19 protein-coding genes are annotated in these 21467 nt (G+C 62.5%); 10 read left to right on the top strand and 9 right to left on the bottom strand.

Translation table 11 applies throughout. The features are described 5' to 3' along the window. Positions 1-617: 617 nt before the first annotated feature. On the bottom strand, positions 618-1979 hold the full coding sequence (glmU, locus tag NKJ46_RS23085) for a bifunctional UDP-N-acetylglucosamine diphosphorylase/glucosamine-1-phosphate N-acetyltransferase GlmU (protein WP_352667869.1): 1362 nt from the start codon (positions 1977-1979) through the stop codon (positions 618-620). 130 nt (positions 1980-2109) lie between these two features. Continuing rightward, entirely contained in the window at positions 2110-3057 is a 948-nt protein-coding gene (locus tag NKJ46_RS23090; RefSeq protein ID WP_352667870.1) for an AraC family transcriptional regulator, read from the bottom strand. A gap of 129 nt (positions 3058-3186) precedes the next feature. On the opposite strand from NKJ46_RS23090, the gene NKJ46_RS23095 reads away from it, so the two are divergent. Beyond that, positions 3187-4080, top strand: a complete 894-nt coding sequence (locus NKJ46_RS23095) for an SDR family oxidoreductase (protein ID WP_352667872.1) — start codon at positions 3187-3189, stop codon at positions 4078-4080. A 65-nt stretch (positions 4081-4145) separates the two neighbouring features. Here the strand turns inward: NKJ46_RS23095 and NKJ46_RS23100 are convergent, their stop codons facing one another. After that, positions 4146-4892 carry a cytochrome c biogenesis CcdA family protein gene (locus tag NKJ46_RS23100; protein WP_352667875.1) on the bottom strand — a complete coding sequence of 249 codons (747 nt, stop codon included), beginning with the start codon at positions 4890-4892 and terminating at the stop codon, positions 4146-4148. 188 nt (positions 4893-5080) lie between these two features. On the opposite strand from NKJ46_RS23100, the gene NKJ46_RS23105 reads away from it, so the two are divergent. The 9 genes from NKJ46_RS23105 to rpmG all read left to right on the top strand — a co-directional run bounded on the left by NKJ46_RS23105 (position 5081) and on the right by rpmG (position 14776). Beyond that, complete coding sequence (locus NKJ46_RS23105; protein ID WP_352667876.1) at positions 5081-5458, top strand: COG4315 family predicted lipoprotein; 378 nt, start codon at positions 5081-5083, stop codon at positions 5456-5458. A 447-nt stretch (positions 5459-5905) separates the two neighbouring features. Further along, on the top strand, positions 5906-8521 hold the full coding sequence (topA, locus tag NKJ46_RS23110) for a type I DNA topoisomerase (RefSeq protein WP_352667878.1): 2616 nt from the start codon (positions 5906-5908) through the stop codon (positions 8519-8521). 6 nt (positions 8522-8527) lie between these two features. After that, a complete protein-coding gene (gene rnr / locus NKJ46_RS23115) occupies positions 8528-10834 on the top strand; it encodes a ribonuclease R (RefSeq protein WP_502903443.1) in 2307 nt (768 codons plus the stop codon). Next, positions 10834-11286 carry a DUF983 domain-containing protein gene (locus NKJ46_RS23120; RefSeq protein ID WP_352667881.1) on the top strand — a complete coding sequence of 151 codons (453 nt, stop codon included), beginning with the start codon at positions 10834-10836 and terminating at the stop codon, positions 11284-11286. Before rnr ends, NKJ46_RS23120 begins: the two co-directional genes overlap by 1 nt. A gap of 72 nt (positions 11287-11358) precedes the next feature. Continuing rightward, the gene (locus NKJ46_RS23125; RefSeq protein ID WP_352667883.1) at positions 11359-12093 is read left to right on the top strand and encodes an NUDIX hydrolase; all 735 of its coding nucleotides are present in this window, start codon (positions 11359-11361) and stop codon (positions 12091-12093) included. 16 nt (positions 12094-12109) lie between these two features. After that, entirely contained in the window at positions 12110-13285 is a 1176-nt protein-coding gene (locus NKJ46_RS23130; protein ID WP_352667885.1) for an MFS transporter, read from the top strand. 110 nt (positions 13286-13395) lie between these two features. Continuing rightward, on the top strand, positions 13396-13857 hold the full coding sequence (locus NKJ46_RS23135) for a YqfO family protein (RefSeq protein WP_352667887.1): 462 nt from the start codon (positions 13396-13398) through the stop codon (positions 13855-13857). Positions 13858-13908: 51 nt separating this feature from the next. Next, on the top strand, positions 13909-14277 hold the full coding sequence (locus NKJ46_RS23140) for a YybH family protein (protein ID WP_352667890.1): 369 nt from the start codon (positions 13909-13911) through the stop codon (positions 14275-14277). A 331-nt stretch (positions 14278-14608) separates the two neighbouring features. Beyond that, positions 14609-14776, top strand: a complete 168-nt coding sequence (rpmG, locus tag NKJ46_RS23145; RefSeq protein ID WP_006201775.1) for a 50S ribosomal protein L33 — start codon at positions 14609-14611, stop codon at positions 14774-14776. Positions 14777-14844: 68 nt separating this feature from the next. Here rpmG and NKJ46_RS23150 read toward each other — a convergent pair whose 3' ends face one another. The 6 genes from NKJ46_RS23150 to NKJ46_RS23175 all read right to left on the bottom strand — a co-directional run bounded on the left by NKJ46_RS23150 (position 14845) and on the right by NKJ46_RS23175 (position 21086). Beyond that, positions 14845-15912, bottom strand: coding sequence for an ABC transporter ATP-binding protein (locus tag NKJ46_RS23150; protein WP_352667891.1), 1068 nt, complete (start codon positions 15910-15912; stop codon positions 14845-14847). Between the two features lie 4 nt (positions 15913-15916). Continuing rightward, complete coding sequence (locus NKJ46_RS23155) at positions 15917-16765, bottom strand: carbohydrate ABC transporter permease (protein ID WP_352667893.1); 849 nt, start codon at positions 16763-16765, stop codon at positions 15917-15919. Continuing rightward, a complete protein-coding gene (locus tag NKJ46_RS23160) occupies positions 16765-17688 on the bottom strand; it encodes a carbohydrate ABC transporter permease (RefSeq protein ID WP_352667896.1) in 924 nt (307 codons plus the stop codon). Before NKJ46_RS23160 ends, NKJ46_RS23155 begins: the two co-directional genes overlap by 1 nt. A gap of 172 nt (positions 17689-17860) precedes the next feature. Continuing rightward, positions 17861-19138 (bottom strand): ABC transporter substrate-binding protein, encoded by a 1278-nt coding sequence (locus tag NKJ46_RS23165; RefSeq protein WP_254820140.1) that lies wholly within the window; start codon positions 19136-19138, stop codon positions 17861-17863. Between the two features lie 29 nt (positions 19139-19167). After that, positions 19168-20355 (bottom strand): PLP-dependent transferase, encoded by a 1188-nt coding sequence (locus NKJ46_RS23170; RefSeq protein WP_352667898.1) that lies wholly within the window; start codon positions 20353-20355, stop codon positions 19168-19170. Next, positions 20352-21086, bottom strand: a complete 735-nt coding sequence (locus NKJ46_RS23175) for a FadR/GntR family transcriptional regulator (RefSeq protein WP_352667899.1) — start codon at positions 21084-21086, stop codon at positions 20352-20354. Before NKJ46_RS23175 ends, NKJ46_RS23170 begins: the two co-directional genes overlap by 4 nt. Positions 21087-21467: the final 381 nt, after the last annotated feature.

A 21467-nucleotide genomic window follows, 5' to 3' on the forward strand; every position in this document is an offset into this window, starting at 1 on the left:
GCGCATCGACGATAAGCGGCGCGACCGGCGAGTTACCGACAATTCCAACGATACCGCACATGGCGCTTGCCCCCGATTCCGACCTTAAACCCGGCGCTATTTAGAGACTGCCGGGCTGTCGCGAAAAATCACATTCCATTTCGTCCGATATCAGCCGGACTATCCTGCACAGATGCACCATGACAGGGCGCACTTGCAATCCGGTTACTGCAATTGCTCAGTTTCTCCGCTTATGTATCCTATCTCGGCTCAACGGCTCCAGAAATCAGTCAAAGACATGATGCGGCTATGAACGAACGAATCGACACGGTGACGCTTTGGCGTCCGGTTGGCGAACTGGAGTTGATCCAGAAGGCAGGGATGCGCGCCTTTCCGCCTCGACTTGCCGATCAGCCGATCTTCTATCCGGTCACCAGCGAGGCCTATGCCACCCAGATCGCCCGGGACTGGAATGTGCCCGCGAGCAGATCAGGTTTCGTGACGCGTTTCGAGGTGCGTCGCAGCTTTCTGGACCGTTACAGCGTCCAGCATGCCGGCAGCCGGGCGCATCTGAAGACCTGTCGGCCTTCAACGATGCAATCGTTGGCGAAATCCAGCTTGTCGCTGAGTTCGCTAGTCTACCCTTTTTTGCGGACAGCCGCGGCCGAAGAAAAACGCTCCCGCAACGCCTTGCCCTTGCCGGGTAGAGTCCGCTGGCGGGCGCGGCCGAAGGCCAGCGCATCGTCGGGTACGCTTTCGGTGATGACGCTGCCCGAGGCGATGTAGCCGCCCTTACCGATCGACACTGGCGCCACCAGCGAGGAGTTCGAGCCGATGAAGGCGCCCTCGCCGATATCTGTGAAGAATTTCGAATAGCCGTCATAGTTGCAGGTGATAGTGCCGGCGCCGATATTGGCGCCTGCGCCGATGCGGGCATCGCCGATATAGGTCAGATGGTTGACCTTGGCGCCCTCCTCGACGATCGCCTGCTTTACCTCGCAGAAATTGCCGACCTTGGCCTTGTTTCTCAGATCGGCCCCTGGCCGCAGCCGCGCGAACGGGCCGACATCGCAGTTCGACGCAATGGTGGCGCCTTCGATATGGCTGAAGGCATGGATCTTGGCGCCCGTGGCGATTTTTACGCCCGGCCCGAACCAGACATTGGGTTCGACAATCGTGTCGGCGCCGATCTCGGTATCGTGCGAGAAGAACACGGTTTCGGGCGCAATCAGCGTAACGCCAGAAAGCATCGCCTCGCGCCGCCGGCGCGTCTGCCAGATACCTTCCGCCTGGGCAAGCTCGGCACGGTTGTTGATGCCGAGCGCGTTCTCGAAACTGGCTTCGGTGGCGACGACATCAAGTCCCTGCGCAGCGGCGATCTCGACGATATCGGTGAGATAATACTCGCCCTTGGCGTTCTTGCTGCCGACTTCATCGAGCAGCTTCAGCGCGTGCTTGCCGGCGACCGCCATCAGCCCGCCATTGCAGAAGGTGATTTTCTTCTCCTCGTCCGAGCAGTCCTTCTCCTCGCGGATGGCCACGAGCTTGCCGGCCTTTTCGATAAGCCGGCCGTAGCCCGAAGGATTCTCTGTACGGAAGCCGACCACGACGACGGCCGCACCTTCGGCCAGCTTCAGCCGCGCCGCCGCGAGCGCTTCCGGATCGATCAACGGCGTGTCGCCAAACATCACCAAGATGTCGTCATAACCCTTTGATATTGCTGCGCGTGCGGCAAGCACGGCGTGCGCGGTGCCAAGACGTTTTTCCTGGACGAAAGCCTCGGCCTTCGGCGCAAACTTGACTGCGGCCTTGCGCATCTCATCGGCGCCATGGCCGATCACCAGCGCCAGATCGCCGCTGCCGGCGGCTTCAGCCGCCTTGACGACATGGGCAACCATCGGCAGGCCGGCGATTGTGTGCAGCACTTTCGGCACTGAACTCTTCATGCGCGTGCCTTCGCCAGCGGCGAGGATGATGGATAGGCAGGATCTCTGGCTCATGGGGACAGCAACCGTTGAAAGGGGTCTGGAATCGAAGCGTTAGTAGCACCGGCGGCATGCTGCACCAATGCGGTTAAATTCCGGTGAGACGGTAGAACCTCCAACCCGCGACACGCTCAAGCCGATCGGCTCAGGCGGCTTCCGCCTCGTTGCGTGATGCGAAGCTGGGGGCTCGGCCACGGCCGTATTGCCGTGGCGAACAGTTCATGACCCGCTTGAAGGCTGTGCTGAAGCCGCTTTCGGATTCGTAGCCGAGCGACAGCGCGATGACGGCGACGGGATCGCTGGAATTCGTCAGCCGGTCGCCGGCCAGCAGCATTCGCCAGCGCGTCAAATAGTCCATCGGCGACGCGCCAACCGTCTCCTTGAATCTGAGCGCAAAGGTCGATCGCGACATGCCGGTCCGTTCCGCCAGTTCCTGTAACGTCCAGCCATGCGCAGGATCGTCATGCATGGCGCTGATCGCCGCGCCGATCTGTTTGTCAGCCAGGGCAAAGAGCCAGCCGATGCCACCTTTCAATCCTTCCGAAAGATGCAGCCGCAGCGCCTGAACCAGCATCATGTGGGCGAGGTGCTGAATCACCAGAAAGCCGCCCGGCTGCGGCTCGCGCAGCTCCTGCATCATCCGCTCCACCGACCAGCGCAGCGCCGACTGGTCCGACTCTTTGCGGATATGCACAATGGCTGGCAGCATCCGCAACAGGATGCCGGCATGATTCCCGCCAAGCGCGAAGCGGCTGCTGACCAGAAAGAAATCACCACCGCCATTGTGGGTCACGACACCGCCGGCTCGCGCGGGCGGAAAAATCTTGACGGCTTCAACAGGCGTCAAGCTCATGTCGCTTGCAAGGCGGAAGGGCCGTCCACTCGGCAGCAGGAAGCAGTCTCCCGTCTCAAGGCGCACTGCGTCAGCAACGCCCTCCACAGATAGCCAGCACCGGCCGGAGACCACCGCTCCGGTCTTGATGCTTTGCTGCTGGTCGGGGAACTGGATCGACCATTCACCACCAGCATCGAAACCGGCCGACATATAGTTTCGCGGCTTCAGCAGCGAGAGCACATCTGAAAGGGGATCCACAGGTCATTCCGGACGATTGCGAAGATAATACGGACTCTACCGCATAGATCGTATTTTCTCAAGCGCCTATCACGATACAACCGAGCCGCGAGCATGGTCGTGGTCAGAAATGAACAAGGAGAAGTCGTGATGCGTGTTTTCGTTACCGGAGCGACCGGATTCGTCGGTTCTGCCGTCGTTCAAGAACTCATCGGCGCCGGCCATCAGGTGCTCGGCCTCGCCCGCTCGGCGGCGTCGGCCAAGTCGCTTGCAGCCACCGGAGCCGAGGTGCATCGAGGTGACCTCGAAGACCTCGAAAGCCTCAGTAGGGGCGCAGCGGCAGCCGATGGCGTGATCCATACCGGCTTCAACCACGACTTCTCGAAATTCGCGCAAAACTGCGAGATGGACCGGCGCGCCATCGAGGCCTTGGGCGGAGCACTCGAAGGCTCCGAGCGGCCCCTGCTCGTCACCTCCGGAACCGCGCTCCAGGCGCGGGGCCGTGTCGCGACGGAGGAAGATGCGCCTGTCCCCTCTTCCGCCTCGTATCCCCGCGCCTCCGAAGCGACAGCCGCCGCGCTGGCGGCACGCGGCGTGCGCGCGTCGGTTGTTCGCCTTCCTCCGTCGGTCCATGGCCAGGGCGACCACGCCTTTGTTCCGATCCTCATCGACCTTGCTCGCAAGAAGGGCGTGTCGGCCTATGTCGGCGAAGGGTTCAATCGCTGGCCTGCCGTGCATCGGTTCGATGCCGCCCGCGTCTACCGGTTTGCGCTCGAGCATGGAGCCGGTGGCGGGCGATATCACGCGATCGCCGAAGAAGGAGTGCCGTTCAAGGACATCGCCGGCGTGATCGGCCGTCGCCTGAACGTGCCGGTCGTCGCCAAGTCCGGGGAAGAAGCCGCCGATCATTTTGGCTGGTTCGCGATGTTCGCGGCGATGGATGTCCCGACCTCAAGCGAACGGACTCGCGCGCTGCTGGGGTGGGCGCCGAGCGGACCCGAGCTCATCGCCGATATCAACCAGCCGGGCTATTTCGAAGGTTGAACGGACCACGTAGCTGCGGTGCCTTGCACCGCAGCTACGGCCTCGCGCTTCGGCCGGGCGGGAACCTATCCCAATTGCCCCAGCACCGGAAAATTCTCAAGCAGCCAGTATGACACCGCCTGCACGCCGCCGGTCAGGAAAAACACGCCGGCGACCACCAGCAACCCGCCGATGGCCTTTTCGACGCGGCCGAGATGGACGCGGAATTTCCCGAGAAAGCGCATGAAGGCGCCGGAAAACAGCGCCGCAACGAGGAAGGGAATACCGAGGCCGAGCGAGTAGGCGGCAAGCAGCAGCGCGCCCTCGCCCACCGTCTCGCGGCCGCCGGCAAGCGTCAGGATCGGCCCCAGCACCGGGCCGATACAGGGCGTCCAGCCAAAGGCGAAGGCCAAGCCCATGACATAAGCGGCGATCAGGCTGGCCGGCTTGCCTTGTGACTGGAAGCGCGCCTCGCGTGAAAGCAAAGGGATGCGCAGTACACCGAGGAAATTCAGCCCCATCAGGATGATCAGCACGCCAGCCGCCATTGCCAGCGGCTCCTGCCAGACTCGCAGCAGATGGCCGATGGTCGAGGCGCCGGCGCCGAGCGCGACGAAGACGGTCGAAAAGCCGAGCACGAAGGCGATGGAGGAATTAACCAGCGCGCCGCGCGCACCGGCCTTTGCCGTAATGCCGGCCTCGCCGCGGAAATCGTCGACCGACACGCCGGCCATATAGCACAGGTAAGGCGGCACCAGCGGCAGCACGCAGGGTGACAGGAACGAAATTGCTCCCGCCCCGATCGCGCTGACATAGCCGACGTCCAATGCCATTTCCGTCTCCCGATGACTGCGCAGCCATATAGCTACGACAACGGCCGTCCGCCAATCACCATCGCGTGGCCCCATCACATTGGGTAGCAATGCCGACGCCCGCCCGGGAAGAAAGGGCAGCCAGGCAGCGTTGATCAAACGAAGCTGCGTTGTTCCGCGCGCTTTTCGAATGATCCAGGGAGAAGTCCATGAAAACGATCGCAATTGGCATGGCCGCGCTTTTGCTCGGCACCACGGCGTCCTTGGCCGCCGAGGCGTGGAAGGAAGCAGAACTCGGCGGCAGCAAGATCTACACCGACGCCAGCGGCATGACGCTCTACACCTACGACAAGGACGAGACGGGCAAGTCGAACTGCTACGACAAATGCGCCGCCAATTGGCCGCCGCTGAAGGCTGACGCCAACGCCAAGGCCGAGGGCGAATGGACGATCGTCGACCGCACCGACGGCACCAGGATGTGGGCCTACGAAGGCAAGCCGCTCTACACGTTCATCAAGGACAAGAAGGCCGGGGACGTCACCGGCGAGGGTGTCGGCGGCGTTTGGCATATCGCCAAGGCCGACTAAGCCTTGAGCTTCTGATCCGCTGTAACAGGCGGTAACACGGCTGGTCGCTGGGAACTCGACCCAACCGCCCCGGCGGCCAGCTTTTCAGCACGGTAATTCCTTGCGACTGTCCGAGCAAAATGCCGGGCTACCGATCACGCGCTTCACAGCATCTGTTCAAGCAGGGCTGGCGCGTGCTGGATGTTTCTCTTATATCCGCGGGAGAGTTTGTCCCGTTCTCCAGGATCAATTGCCGGGCTTGTCCAGCGATGGGCTGCCCATTTCCCTTGTCCAGGATTGCGGAAATCGCATGGCGCGCCGTTGGGTTGCGCATTCGGTACAGGGCCGCATTTTGACTGCTTGGCCTTGACCCGATGCAAAAGCGCGGCCATGTGAGCGACACATTGAACGAGATTTCGTCGCGCGCAGCGGAATTCTTCTGCCGCATCACAACTGATATGAGACCGTATGGACGTCGTCGTCGTCGAATCGCCGGCCAAGGCGAAGACAATCAACAAATACCTCGGCAAGAACTACAAGGTTCTGGCCTCGTTTGGCCATGTCCGCGATCTCCCGGCCAAGGATGGCTCGGTGCGTCCGGATGAAGACTTTGCCATGTCCTGGGCCGTCGACACCGCGTCTGGAAAGCGTCTCGCCGATATCGCCAAGGCGGTCAAGGACGCCGACGGGCTGATCCTCGCCACCGATCCGGACCGCGAGGGCGAGGCGATCTCCTGGCATGTCCTCGAAGTGCTGAAGCAAAAGCGCGCGTTGAAGGACAAGCCGGTCAGCCGCGTCGTCTTCAACGCTATCACCAAGGCGTCGGTGCTGGAGGCGATGGCCAATCCGCGCCAGATCGATGCGCCGCTGGTCGATGCCTATCTGGCCCGCCGCGCGCTCGACTATCTGGTCGGCTTCACGCTGTCGCCCGTGCTGTGGCGCAAGCTGCCCGGCGCCCGCTCCGCCGGCCGCGTCCAGTCGGTGGCGCTGCGTCTGGTCTGCGACCGCGAATCCGAAATCGAGCGCTTCATCCGCGAGGAATACTGGCAGGTCGCCGCCATCCTCGGCACGCCGCGCAAGGAAAATTTCGAGGCGCGGCTGACCGCCTTCGAGCGCAAGAAGCTGCAAAAGCTCGACATTTCCAACAAGGCGCAGGCCGACGACATCAAGGCGATGCTCGAAGGCGCAAGCTTCAAGGCGGCGTCGGTCGAAGCCAAGCCGACCAAGCGCAATCCCGGGCCGCCCTTCACCACCTCGACGCTGCAGCAGGCAGCCTCATCGGGTCTCGGCTTTTCGGCCAACCGCACCATGCAGGTGGCGCAGCGGCTCTATGAGGGCATGGAGATCGGCGGCGAGACCACCGGCCTGATCACCTATATGCGAACCGACGGCGTGCAGATGGCACCGGAGGCGATCTCTGCCGCACGCGATGCGATCGCCAAGGAATTCGGTGCCAAGTACCTGCCTGAAAAGCCGCGCGTCTATTCCGCCAAGGCCAAGAATGCCCAGGAGGCGCACGAAGCGATCCGTCCGACCGATTTCATGCGCACGCCGGCTTCCGTCAGGCAGTATCTCGACGCCGACCAGGCGCGGCTTTACGAGATGATCTGGAAACGCGCCATCGCCAGCCAGATGCAGCCGGCCGAGATCGAGCGCACCACGGTCGAGATCGAGGCCATCAACGGCCCGCGCACCGCCGAGCTTCGTGCTGTCGGCTCGGTTGTTCGCTTCGACGGCTTCCTTGCCGCCTACATCGAGCAGAAGGAAGAAGATTCGGAAGACGAGGAAAGCCGCCGCCTGCCCGAGATCCGTGCCGGCGAGCAGCTCACACGCGAGGCGATCAACGCTACCCAACACACCACCGAGCCGCCGCCGCGTTATTCGGAAGCTTCGCTGATCAAGAAGCTGGAGGAGCTGGGCATCGGCCGGCCGTCGACCTATACGGCGATCCTGAAGACGCTCGAGGATCGCGATTACGTCACCATCGACAAGCGCAAGCTGGTGCCACAGGCCAAGGGCCGGCTATTGTCAGCCTTCCTCGAAAGCTTCTTCGAGCGTTATGTCGAGTACGACTTCACCGCTTCGCTCGAGGAGAAACTCGACGAAATCTCTGACGGCAAGCTCGCCTGGAAGGACGTGCTGCGCGATTTCTGGAAGGATTTTTCCGGCGCCGTCGCCGACATCAAGGAGTTGCGCGTCACCGACGTTCTCGATGCGTTGAACGAGGAACTGGCGCCGCTGGTGTTTCCCGCGCGCGAAGACGGTTCGAACCCGCGCATCTGTCCGAAATGCGGCACCGGCAACCTGTCGCTGAAGCTCGGCAAGTTCGGCGCCTTCGTCGGCTGTTCGAACTATCCCGAATGCTCCTTCACCCGCCAGCTCGGCGACGCCGCCAATCCCAATGGCGAGAACGGCAATGGCGAAGACGGCACCAAGGTGCTCGGCAAGGACCCCTATACCGCCGAGGAGATCACGCTGCGCAATGGCCGGTTCGGCCCCTATATCCAGCGCGGCGACGGCAAGGATGCCAAGCGCTCCAGCCTGCCCAAGGGCTGGACTGTCGATTCGATCGATCATGAAAAGGCGCTCGCCCTCTTGTCGCTGCCGCGCGACGTCGGCAAGCATCCGGAATCCGGCAAGATGATTTCGGCCGGGCTGGGGCGCTACGGGCCGTTCGTGCTGCATGACGGCACCTACGCCAATCTCGACAGCATCGAGGACGTGTTCTCGATCGGCCTCAATCGCGCCGTCTCGGTGATCGCCGAGAAGCAATTGAAGGGCAAAGGCGGCCGCAATGGCGGCACAGCCGCTGCGCTCAAGGAACTTGGCGATCATCCTGCCGGCGGCGGCAAGATCGTCGTGCGCGACGGCAAATACGGGCCTTATGTGAATTTCGGCAAGGTCAATGCGACGCTGCCGAAGGGCAAGGATCCGCAATCGGTGACTATCGAGGATGCGGTTGCGCTCATTGCGGAAAAGGAAGCCAAGGGCGGCAATGGCGCCAGGAAGCCCTTCCGCAAAGCGGCCGCGCCTGCCAAGAAACCGGCTGCGGCCAAAAAACCGGCGGCCAGGAAAAAGGGATAGGACGGGTTGGCGCACAAAGTCTCCGGAAGAAGCCACGGCGATCTGCGCACCGCCGATACCCGCGCCAAGGTCAGGGACAATTACCGGCCTTCACGCGACGAGATACTGCGTTACATCGCCGAAAATCCGGACCGCGCCGGAAAACGCGACATCGCCAAGGCGTTTGCGCTGCGCGGCGAAGACCGTATCTGGCTGAAGGACGTCTTGCGCGACCTGCAGGACGAAGGCCTGCTGACCAAGGAGCGCAAGCGGCTTGCCCGTGTCGGCGCCCTGCCCCACGTCGCGGTGCTCGACATCTTCGGCCGTGACGCCGACGGTGTGCTGCTGGCGCACCCGACCGAAGCGATTGGCAATGGCGAACCTCCGGTCATAGCGATCCGCGTGTCGCGCGGCGGCAATGGCCCGACGCCGGGCATCGGCGACCGCGTGCTGGCCAAGACCTTTCCGACCGACGATCCGGCAGGCCCGGCCTATACCGGCCGGGTGATGAAGATATTCGAGAAGCGCACCGATTCGGTTCTCGGCGTTTTCCGTGTGCTGAAGGACGGCACGCTCCGCATCGAGCCGGTGGAAAGGCGCCAGCCGGAGCTGGTCGTCGACAAGGAATTCCAGAACGGCGCCAAGAACGGCGATCTGGTCGAGGTCGAGCCGGCGCGGGCCTCCCGCTACGGGCTGCCGCGAGCCAAGGTTCTGGCGGTGTTGGGGTCGCTGGCCAGCGAAAAGGCGGTCTCGATGATCGCCATCCATGCACACGACATTCCACATATTTTTCCCGCCGACGTTATCGCCGAGGCGGAGGCGGTCAAGCCGGCGACGCTTGCCGGCCGCGAGGATTGGCGCGAGCTGCCGCTGCTCACCATCGATCCGGCCGACGCCAAGGATCATGACGACGCGGTGTTCGCCATGCCCGACACCGACGAGAAGAACGCCGGCGGCGTGGTTGTCACCGTCGCCATTGCCGATGTCGCTGCATACGTGCGTTACGGCACGGCACTCGATCGCGAAGCGCTGAAGCGCGGCAATTCGGTCTATTTCCCCGACCGCGTCGTGCCGATGCTGCCGGAGCGCATCTCGAACGACCTCTGCTCACTGCGCGAGGGCCAGGATCGTCCGGCGATAGCGGTGCGTATGACTTTCTCGGCCGATGGCCACAAACTCAGACACTCGTTCCATCGCGTCATGATGAAGTCGGCCGCGAAACTTGCCTATCAGCAGGCGCAAGCGGCGATCGACGGCGCACCGGACGACACGACTGGCCCGATCCTCGATGCGGTGCTGAAGCCGCTATGGGACGCCTACGCGATCCTGAAGCGCGGCCGCGACACGCGCCAGCCGCTTGAGCTCGATCTGCCCGAGCGCAAGATCCTGCTCAAGCAGGACGGCACCGTCGACAAGGTCGTCGTGCCGGAGCGGCTCGACGCGCACAAACTGATCGAAGAGTTCATGATCCAGGCCAATGTCGCCGCCGCCGAGACACTCGAGGCGAAGCGGCAGGCGCTGGTCTACCGCATCCACGATGCGCCTTCGCTCGCCAAGCAGGAATCGCTGCGTGAATTCCTGCAGACGCTAGGCCTGTCGCTGGCGCGCGGCGCGCAGATGCGGCCGAACCAGTTCAACGGCATCCTCGCTCGCGTGCGCGGCGCCGACAATGAGGGGCTAGTCAACGAAGTGGTGCTGCGCTCGCAGAGCCAAGCCGAATATTCGCCTGCCAATATCGGCCATTTCGGCCTCAACCTGAAGCGCTATGCGCATTTCACCTCGCCGATCCGCAGATATGCCGACCTGATCGTGCATCGCGGGCTGATTGCCGCACTCGGCCTTGGTCCGGGGGGCCTGACGCAGGACGAGGCGGAGCGGCTGGAAGAGGTCTCGGCACTGATTTCCGCGACCGAGCGGCGCGCTATGGCCGCCGAGCGCGACACGGTCGACCGGCTGATCGCCGCCTATCTCGCCGAGCGCATCGACGACCGTTTCGACGCCCGCATCTCGGGCGTCACCAAATCGGGCCTGTTTGTCCAATTGCCGCAGTATGGCGCGGATGGCTTCATTCCGGTTTCAACCCTGGGCGGCGACTACTATATATACGACGAAACTGCTCGATCGCTTTTCGGAGAACGCACCGGCAAGGGCTATCAGCTTGCTGATCGCGTCGAGGTTCGCCTGATCGAGGTGGCGCCGATGGCCGGCGCGATGCGTTTCGAGATGCTGACCGAGCCAAAGCCGCTGCCCGGCTCCAAACGGTCGTTCCACAAGGCCAAAGGCCGCGCCCGGGCGTCGCAATCGCGTCCAGGCACGCGCGGCAGGAGACGGTAATGCCAACAGAACTGCAGGTGGAAGAACGGGTTTTCGGCGGCGAACATCACTCGGGCCGGACCGCCCGGCCGCTATGGACGGCAATGAAGCGCGGCATGCTCGGCCGCTGCCCGCATTGCGGCGAGGGCAAGCTGTTTCGCGCCTTCGTCAAGACCGTCGATAAATGCGATCGTTGCGGCGAGGAGCTCCACCACCATCGCGCCGACGACCTGCCGGCCTATCTCGTGGTCGTCATTGTCGGCCACATCGTGCTCGGCGCCTTCATGGGTGTCGAGGCGACCTCGACGCTGTCGACCTGGCAGCACATCGCCATCTGGGTGCCATTGACCATCATTCTCGCCGTCGTCCTGCTGCAGCCAGTCAAGGGCGCTGTCATCGGCCTGCAATGGGCCTTTTATATGCACGGCTTTGGCGGTGAAGAAGATCTGATCGAGTCGCATCCCGAGGCTTGAAACCGAGGCTGGCGCAATCGGCATGGCTGGACGCCACTTTCGCATCGGAGAAGATTCCGCTAGGTCGAGCGCATGGACGTTATGACCAAGGCGGAAATCGACAAGGTTGAGCGGATCGCGCTCGATGCCAAGCCTATACGCCCGCGTGACGCCGCGACGCTGATCCTGCTTGACCGCAAGGGCGACGAGTTCCTGGTGCTGATGGGCCGGCGCCACGCCGATCATGCCTTCATGCCGGGAAAATTCGTGTTTCCCGGCGGCCGCACAGATCCGGCCGACAGCCGCATTCCGACAGCCACCGCACTTCATCCTGAGGAAGAAGCGAGATTGACCGCCGGCATCGGCCGCACCAGCCCGGCCCGCGCCCGCGCCATTGCCATGTCGGCAATCCGCGAAACCTACGAGGAGGCCGGCCTGCTGATCGGCCAAAAAGGCGCCTTCGCGACCGCCAAGAGCGACTGGCAGGGCTTTGTCGAGCACGGCGTCATACCATCACTGCGAGCGCTACACTTCGTCGCACGCGCCATCACCCCGCCCAACCGGGTGCGCCGCTTCGATACGCGCTTTCTCGCGGCATGGCGCGACGATGTCGCGGTGCAACTGCCGGATGGCGGTCCGACCGATGAGTTGGAAGACGTCGTTTGGTTGCCATTGGCCAGGGCCAGGCAAGCCGATATTCCAGACATCACGCGCACGGTCCTGGAGGAGCTGGAAAAGCGGCTCGCCCGGGATCCGCTGCTGAGCCCCGGCGGTCCCGTGCCGTTCTACCGGCTTGTCCGCAATCGCTTCGTCCGCGAAATTCTCTAGAGCAGCCAGGCATTTCATGACAGTGGATACCCAGCGAGAGGTCGAGGAACGCGTACACTGGCTGCCGATGGTCGCGGCGATCTCGTCGATCAGCGTCGTCGGCATTGCCATCGGCCTCGGCATGCCACTGCTCAGCGTGATCCTGGAAACGCGTGGCCACTCCGCGTCGATGATCGGGCTCAACACCGCGGTCGCCGGCCTCGCCTCGATCGCCGGCGCGCCGCTCGCCACCCCGCTCGCCATGCGGTTCGGGGTCGCCTGGACGATGCTTGCCATGATTGCGGCCGGGGCGCTGGCCTTTGTCGGTTTCCATTTCGCACCAGCCTTCTGGATGTGGTTTCCGTTGCGCGTGCTGCTGCATATCGCGCTGACGGTGCTGTTCATCCTGTCGGAATTCTGGATCAGCACCTCGGCGCCGCCACACCGGCGCGGACTGGTCCTCGGCATCTATGCCACTGTGCTGTCTCTCGGCTTTGCCGCCGGGCCTTGGCTGTTCGCCCATCTCGGCAGCAGTGGCTTCCTGCCCTTCGGCGTTACCATCGCCTTGGTTACGCTCGCTGCCATACCGGTCCTGGCGGCACGCAACGAGAGCCCGACGATCGTCTCGGACGGCGAAACCAGCAATTTCCTGCGTTACATCTGGCTGGTGCCGACGGCGACCGCGGCCGTGTTGGTGTTCGGCGCGGTCGAGACCGGCGGCTTTGCCCTGTTCCCGGTCTACGGTAACCGCATCGGCTACTCGGAGGCGGACGCCGCCCTTTTGCTCACCATGATCGGGCTTGGCAACGTGCTGTTGCAGATCCCTATCGGCATGATCAGCGACCGCGTCAGCGACCGCCGCTATCTGCTGATGGCCTGTGCCACCGTCGGACTTGCCGGCACGGTCTTCATGCCGTTCTTCGCGCAGAACTGGCATTTGATGGCAGCGCTTCTGTTCGTCTGGGGCGGTGTGGTCGCTGCCATGTACACAATCGGTCTGGCGCATCTTGGCTCGCAACTTTCCGGCCACGAACTGGCCTCCGCCAACGCCGCCTTCGTGCTTTGCTACGGCGTCGGCATGGTGCTTGGCCCGCAGGCAATCGGCATCGGCATGGACGCTTTCGGGCCGTCGGGCTTCGGTTGGGCGCTCGGCCTGTTCTTCGCCTGCTATATCGTGCTGGTCGGCACCAGGCTGCTCCGCAAAATCCTCTGAGTCGGCTCAGCTGCCGACATCGCTCCCACTGCTGACCAACTCCTGACACAACCATGTCAGGAGGGCTCGAGTATATGCTCCCCCAAAGTGCATAAGCAGGGAGACCTCGGATGATCGATAGTGGCTTTGAAACAAAATCGCTGCGGATGGAATTGCTGCTGCTGGTGACCTTTCAGGCACCGGCAGCCGATGTCGACCGCATCATGGCAGCGGTGGTCGCGATCGCGCCGCTCAGAATGGGCAAATATGATAGCAATGCGTTTCAGTCGGCGGACGGCATCGAACGTTACCGGCCCCTTGAAGGTGCCGCCGCCGGCGCCGAGACGGAATTGCGCAGGCGGCCGGGCACTGTCGAAGTGTCGTTCGAACTGCCTGACGACCAGAAGCTCGCCGCTCGCGTCGTCGAAGCGATTTACCAGGTTCACAGCTATCAGGAGCCGGTGATCCGCATTCAGCCACTGCTTGCCAGCCGCTCCAAGGGCCTCGACGACCGCGCCAATCCGAACCGCTGGTGGAACACGACGGGGGACTGGAAGAAGGCGTTGCAACCGGAAACCGTCGCGGCGGAGTGACCGGAACCTGGTCGTATCTCGGTTTGAATTTGGCTGTCAGGAAGCCTGCCAATGGATGATGAAGCAAACCGCAAACCGGCAAGCGATCCCCAGGACCTGGCGCGGCTGTTGGTTTCTCGCGAGCAAGCGGGAGACGCGGAAGGAATGGCTGCTCTTTACGAACCCGGTGCCATCCTCGATACCGGCAACGGACAGTTGGCCTGCGGCAGAGACGCCATCAGCCGATTTTACGCCAAGTTGGTGGCAGCGGGACGAACGTTTGATCTCGGAGATCAGCGTCCGGCTATCATCAACGGGGATTTGGCGCTCACTTCCACGCGCCTTGCCGATGGTACGGTGACTGCGGAAATCGCTCGCCGGCAAGGTGACGGGAACTGGCTTTGGGTGATCGATCAGCCGTCCATCGCTCGATACTCATAGCCAGCATTCAAACTGAGACGCCACCCCGAGCCTGCTTAGGACGGCCGGAGGCACACAGGAGCCTCCCGCGGCCGTCGGCAGCCAATCAAGTTGTCGGGTTCTGGTAGCACATCAATTGTCCGCTTCATCCCCAGCCTCCATCGGCTGGCAATAAACCCGGACAAGCTCATGTGCTACCTAATCCGGACAACTCATCTGCCTGCGACACAGAACCTGGACAAGGGTTGACTTTCCGGGTGCGTTCTTTATGTGTCGCGGCAAGTTTCCCGCGTCCGGGTGTTTCCCCGTGCTCCAGCGGCCAAAACTCCACGAACATTAACGGACGAACATCATGGCCAAAGCCGCAAACATCAAGATCAAGCTTCTGTCGACCGCCGACACCGGTTTCTTCTACGTGACCAGCAAGAACAGCCGCACCAAGACGGACAAGCTGTCGTTCCGCAAATACGACCCGGTCGCCAAGAAGCACGTGGAATTCAAGGAAACCAAGATCAAGTAATCGGGTTTTCTCTCGCAGTACCGAAACGCCGCCTTCCGGGCGGCGTTTTTCGTTTCGGGGGTGCAGGACTAGCCGATGCGATCGCCGCTTGCCGGATCGAACAGATGCAGCGACGCCGGATTAGCCGACAGGCGCACGGCCTCACCCGGCTTCACGCTGGCCCGGCCCATGGCAAACACGCAGACCTGCTGGCCGGCAAGCCTGGCATAGAACTGGGTCGACAGGCCGAGCGGCTCCACCACGCCCACCTCGCCTTTCAGCGCACCATTGTCGGCGAGCCGGATATGCTCGGGCCGCAAGCCGACGGTGATCGCATCGCCATCCCTTAGCGGCATGCCGTCCGGCAGCCTCAGCTTCTGGCCGTCGGCCAGGATGGCATCCGGCTTGGCGCCCTTTTCAACCACCGCAGGCAGAAAATTCATGCCGGGCGAGCCGATGAAACCGGCAACGAACGTGTTGACCGGCCGGTCATACAGATCGAGCGGCGCACCGACCTGCTGGACGAGGCCGTCATGCATGACGACGATGCGGTCGGCCATTGTCATCGCTTCGGTCTGGTCGTGGGTGACATAGACAGAAGTGGTCTTCAATTGCTGGTGCAGCGCCTTGATCTCGGCACGCATGTGGACGCGCAGCTTGGCGTCGAGGTTCGAAAGCGGCTCGTCGAAGAGAAAGACCTTCGGGTCGCGCACGATGGCCCGTCCCATGGCGACGCGCTGACGCTGGCCGCCGGACAATTGCCGCGGCAGGCGCTGCAGAAGCGCATCGAGCCCGAGCCGCCTGGCGGCACCGTCCACCCTTGCATCGATCGCCGGCTTGCCGGCCTTTCTCAGCATCAGGCTGAAACCCATGTTCCTCGACACGTCCATGTGCGGATAGAGTGCGTAGGACTGGAACACCATGGCAATGTCGCGGTCCTTTGGCGCGATGTCGTTGACCAGGCGCTCGCCAATATGGATCTCCCCGTCGGAGACCTCCTCCAGCCCGGCGATCATGCGCAGCAGTGTCGATTTCCCGCAGCCGGACGGGCCGACCAGAACGACGAACTCGCCGTCTGCGATTTCGAGATCGACCGCGTGCAGGACGCGCACGGCTCCATAGTCTTTGCGGACTTTGTCGAGTGTGACGGAGGCCATCGATCTATCCCTTGACGGCACCGGCGGTAAGGCCGGTGACGAGGTAGCGTTGCAGGAAGGCAAAGAAGACGCAGACCGGGATCAGCGCCAGGATGGAAGCAGCCATCATCTGCCCCCAGTCGACCGCGAATTTGCCGATATAGGTGAGCAAGCCGACCGCGAAAGTCTTCTGGTCGTCGCTGGAAATCAGCATCAGCGCAAACAGCAACTCGCTCCAGGCGGCGGTAAAGACGAAGCCGAGCGTCGCGCCCATACCAGGCAGCGTCAGCGGCACGATCACCTTGCGCATCGCCTGCAGGCGCGTGCAGCCGTCGATCATGGCTGCCTCTTCCAGGTCTCGCGGGATGCCGTCGAAGAAGGATTGCATCAGGAAGGTCGCAAAGGCCGTATTGAACGCGGTGTAGATGACGACGAGGCCGGTCAGGCTGTTGATGAGGCCGATCTGTCCCATGATGCGGTAGATCGGCGGAATGACCATCACCAGCGGAAAAGTCTGGGTGAGCAAAAGCAGGATGGCCAAGGTTGCCTTGCCGCGGAAGGAAAATCGCGACATGGCGTAGCCGGCAAGCGTGGCGATGACGGTTACGAAGGCTGCCGTTGACACCGAAACGATAACGCTGTTCAGGAAATAGCGCGGAAAATCAGTGGCTTCGAGCACGGTGACGAAGTTCTGCAGCGTCGTTTGCGACGGCCAGAAACTGATGCCTTCGGAATAGAGCAGCCGCTCCGGCGTGACCGAGATCTTCAACGTCCAGAAGATCGGGAACAGCGCGAAGGCCATATAGGCACCGATGGCGCCGTAAAGGCCGATGCCGCCGAGAATGCGCGAGGAGACGGAGCGTCCGGCAATCATCAGACGTGCCTCACCAGCGAGCGGCGGATGCCTATCAGCGCAATCGCATAGACGATGAGCAGCACAAGCAGCAGCACCGCCACCGCCGAGGCATAGCCCTTGTCCAGCGACTTGAACGCGCTGACGTAGATATAGACCGGCACTGTGGCCGTCGAACCGGCAGGCCCGCCTTCGGTCATGACGAAGATCAGGTCGGCGAATGTGGCGATCCATATCGTGCGCAGCATGACGGTGATGACGATGGTCGGCGCCAGGAACGGCAGCGTCACCTTGGTGAAGCGCTGCCAGGGCGAGGCGCCGTCGATCGCCGCCGCCTCATGCAGTTCCGACGGGATCGACTTCAACGCCGCCAAAAGCGTGATGGCAAAAAAGGGAATGCCGAACCAGACATTGGCGACAATCGGTCCCCACATGGCTGTCGCGGGATCGGAGAGCACGTTGGTTGGCTCGGCTTTCAGTCCCAATGCATAGAGCCAGTGCGGCAGCGGTCCGATGATTGGGTTGAACAGCCAGGCCCAGGTCAGGCCGGAGAGGAAGGACGGCACCGCCCAGGGCAGGAACACCACCGCTTGCACGATCTTTCTGCCCCGGAACGGTGTGTCGAGCAGCAGCGCCAGGCCAAGTCCAAGGAAAAATTGGAAGAACAGGCTGGCTGCCGTCCACCACAGCGTGTTGACGAGCGCCTGCCCGAGCACGGGATCTGACAGCATCGCCTGATACTGCCCAAGCCCGACATATTCGGATTTGAAAGCGGAGAATCTGCGGAACGAGTAGCCGATGCCGATGACCAGCGGCACCAGCAGCACGACGACCAGCAGCACGATCGCCGGGCTGAGATAGAGCCAGGGCTCGATCGCGGCATGGGATAGCCGCTTCTTCCGCGGCCTGCCGGCGGATCGTATTTCGGACACGGCATAGGTCATTTGGTGCTGGACTGTCTCCTGAAGCAGCGTCGAGGACAGCGCGCTTCTCCCGTTACGGTGAAAAGATGCGTGCAGGCAGATGAGAGGCAACACGAGCCACGACAGGTTGGCGCCGCCCCTCATCCGTCACGTCGTGACACCCCCTCCCCTTGAACGGGTGAAGGAACAAAAGCTATTTCTTGTTCTTGGCCATCCAGTCCTGCTGTTCCTTGGTCAGGAACTTGGCCCATTCGTCAGCCACGTCCTTGGCCGCTTTCTGGCCAAGCAGCACTTCCTGAAAATTCTTGATCGCCACCTGGTCGACGAAATTGCCGAGATTTTCCAGATGCGTCGGAGGCGTCACCATCTCGTATTTGTCGCCGTTGTTCAGTTCCTCGAACCAGCCTTTGAACTGCTCGGTCCTGAAGTGAGCGTCCTGGTCGGCGCCGTTGTGGATTGGAATGACGCCGACTTCCTTTGCCCATTCCAGATTATCCTTGGGCGACAAAAGCGTTGCCATCAGCTTCCAGGCATCGTCCTTGTGCTGGGAATTGGCGAACATCGCCCAGCCGGCATAACCGAGCGTCGGGTAGGATTTGCCGCTCGGCCCGACCGGCATCGGCGCCACGGCGAAGTCGTCGGCGCTCATCTTATCGGCGATGCCGAGCAGCGCGTCAGGATCCTGGTTCAGCATGGCGCAGGTGCCGGAATAGAAGCCGGTGACGGTCTCGTTAAAGCCCCAGCTCACCGCATCTTTCGGCGCCAGGCCGTTCTTGTACATGTCGGCGAGCATCTGCAGGCCCTTTACCGAGCCTTCCTCGTTGATCGTCGAGGTGCCGTCCTCGTTGAAATAGCCGCCCTTGCCGGCGGCGATGTTCATGAACATATGCATGCCGTTGAAGGCGCCCGGGCCGCCGCGCAGGCAGTAGCCGTATTTGCCCGGTATCGCAGAGATCTTCTTGGAGTCCTCGACGAATTCATCGAGCGTCGCCGGCGGGCCGTCCAGACCGGCCTCCTTGAACAGCTTCTTGTTCCAGAACAGCGCGTTCAGGTAGTAGCCGTAAGGGATCATGTACTGCTTGTTGTCGACCGTCGAGCCGAACTGCTTGGCACGCTCGCCCAGCGTTTTGGCATCGTCCCATTTGGCCATGTATGGCCCGAGATCCTCGAGTTGGCCGTTGGTCGCATAGAGGCCCATCCAGCGTTCCGGCATCTCGACGATGTCGGGCGTGTCGCCGGCCTGCACCATGGTGAGGAACTTCTCGAACGCCTGGCCCCAGGGCAGCGATACCAGCTCGACCTTGACACCCGGATTGGCCGCCTCGAATTCGGCGATCTGCTTCTTGAGGAATTCGGTACGCGGCGGGCTGGTGATGACCTCGACCATCTTGACCGTGGAATCGGCCAGCACGCTGCCGGCGGAAATCGCCAGACCCGCGACGGCACCAAGAAGGATGCTCAGTTTTTTCATGTTCAGCACTCCCATTTTGAACGGCTCCTTTATCTTTTTGCTCTGTCGAAGGCCTGGGCAACATCCGCCCACAGGTCTTCGACACTTTCCAATCCGACACTGAAGCGGATGGTTCGGGGGCTGACGCCGAAGCGCGCCATCGAATTCAGGCCCGGCGTCTGCTCGAGCGAGGCCTTTGCCGGAACGACCAGGCTCTCATGGCCGCCCCAGCTGACGCCGATTCGAAAGAGCTTCAGCGCATCGACGAAAGCCGGGATGTCGATGTCTTCCGTCACTTCGAACGAGAACAGCCCGGCATAGCCGGCAAGCGTCGCCTTGCCTGGATGGTTGGAATAGGCCGGGTGGTTGACCCGCTCGACATGGCCATGCGCCTTCAGCCGTTCGGCGATGGTCAGCCCGCTCTTCATGTGATGCGGCAACCGCAGCGGCAATGTGCGCAGGCCGCGCAGCAACAGCCAGGCCTCGAAAGGCGAAAGTTTGCCGCCGAGATAGGAATAGGTCTGCTCGTTGATATGTCGGATATGGGCCGCCGAACCGGCCACCACACCGGCGACGGTATCGCTGTGGCCGCCGAGATATTTCGAAGCCGAATGCAGCACCAGGTCGACACCGTGCGAAATCGGCTTCTGGAACACCGGGGTCGCCCAGGAATTGTCGATCGAGGTGATGATGCCCTGCTCTTTGGCCAGCCGCGCCAGATGCGTTATGTCCTGAAGCTCGAACATCATCGACGTCGGGCTTTCCAGGTAGAGCAGCTTGGCGCCGGGAAGTGCCGCGGCGACCGTGTCCGGATCGGAACCGTCGACATAGTCGACCTTGATGTTGAGCCGTGGCAAAAGCCGCTCGAACAGCCGGTAGGCATCGCCGTAGCAATTGCGCACGACGACCATGCGCTCGCCGGCACCGACGAAAGCAAGCACCGTGGCGCTGATCGCCGCCATGCCGCTGGAAAAGCCGCGCGCGGCCTCCGCCCCTTCGAGAGCGGCGACGCGCGCCTCGAACTCCATGACCGTCGGGTTGTCGCCACGCGAATAGATCGGCTGGCGTCGCCTGCCCGCGAATGTGTCGGCCATCTCGGCATAATTGGCGAAGGTGAAGAGCGAAGTCTGGTAGATCGGCGGTACCACCGCGCCGCCGGGGAAAGGCTCGTCATGGGCGAGAAGCGTCGCCGCCTCGGCGAGATAGTCGTTTTCGAAATCGGCGGGATGGTCGCTCATTTCTGGCCCGAAAGTTTGAGTTTGGCCGCACCGCGCTTCAGATCGTCCTCGACGGTGGCGATCAGCTTGAGCGCCTCGGCCCGGGCTCCCTCCGGATCGTGCGTGGCGATGCGTTCGTAGATCGTGCGGTGGTAAGGAAAGCTGGCGTGGCCGAAGTCGCGCACGCCAAGCGGATGCTCCCAGAAACGATGGAACAGTTCGTGCATGGCGGCGATGATCTGCTCGAACAGTGGATTGCCGGACGTGCGATAGATCGACTGGTGGAATTCCCAGTCCTCCTCCGCCGACATGCCGGCGCGCGTGTGAAAGGCCTGCTCCATGACGTCGAGCTTGCGCGCGATCTCGGCGATCTCGGCCTGGCCCGCGCGGACGGCGCAAAGGGCTGCTGCTTCCGCTTCCAGTGCCCGGCGGATTTCCAGCGTCTGCATTAGGCTGGTGAAATCATTGCCGCCGGCCAGCGTCAGCGGCATGTGCATCATGTCCAGCGAGACCACTCCCTTGAGATAGGTGCCGCTGCCTTGCCGCCGTTCGACCAGGCCGAGCCCTTCCCAGCGCGTCAGCGCCTCGCGCACGGTGTTGCGGCTCACCTTGAGGCGCTCGGCAAGGATGCGTTCGGTCGGCAGTCTCTGGCCGGGCCCGAGAGCTTCCCGTATCACAAAGCCGGCCAGCGCCTTGAGCACCGCGTCGTCACGAGCAGTTGCCTGTATGGGGGAAAGGCCGAATTCGGTCATGCCAACGGGTCACCAAATGGCTCAATGGTCCAACCAATTTCTGCATAGAAGACAGACCCTGTCAACCGACTGCGGGCGCATACGCTCTGCCCAGCCGGCTATTTCAAAGGGCGCTGTCGCTGCCGCGGCAAAAACCCAGCATCTTCGGGATGTTGACGCAGAATCCTGATGTGTTTTGAAAATTGGGGGCCGGCCGGCGTTTGGCAGCGGTACGAGGAGGCCACTATGTGCCAGCGCCGGCCGGCCGACCCCACGGACCCAGGAGATGCGGCGGACCTGAGCATCATGGGGTATTCTTCGGGTCGAACCGGCGATCTAGCCTCGTGCCGGTTACGTCTAAGGGCTGCACATTTGCGCAACAACTTATAGAAATCAACCGTT

Source organism: Mesorhizobium sp. M0166, assembly GCF_040322255.1.
Classification (GTDB): domain Bacteria; phylum Pseudomonadota; class Alphaproteobacteria; order Rhizobiales; family Rhizobiaceae; genus Mesorhizobium.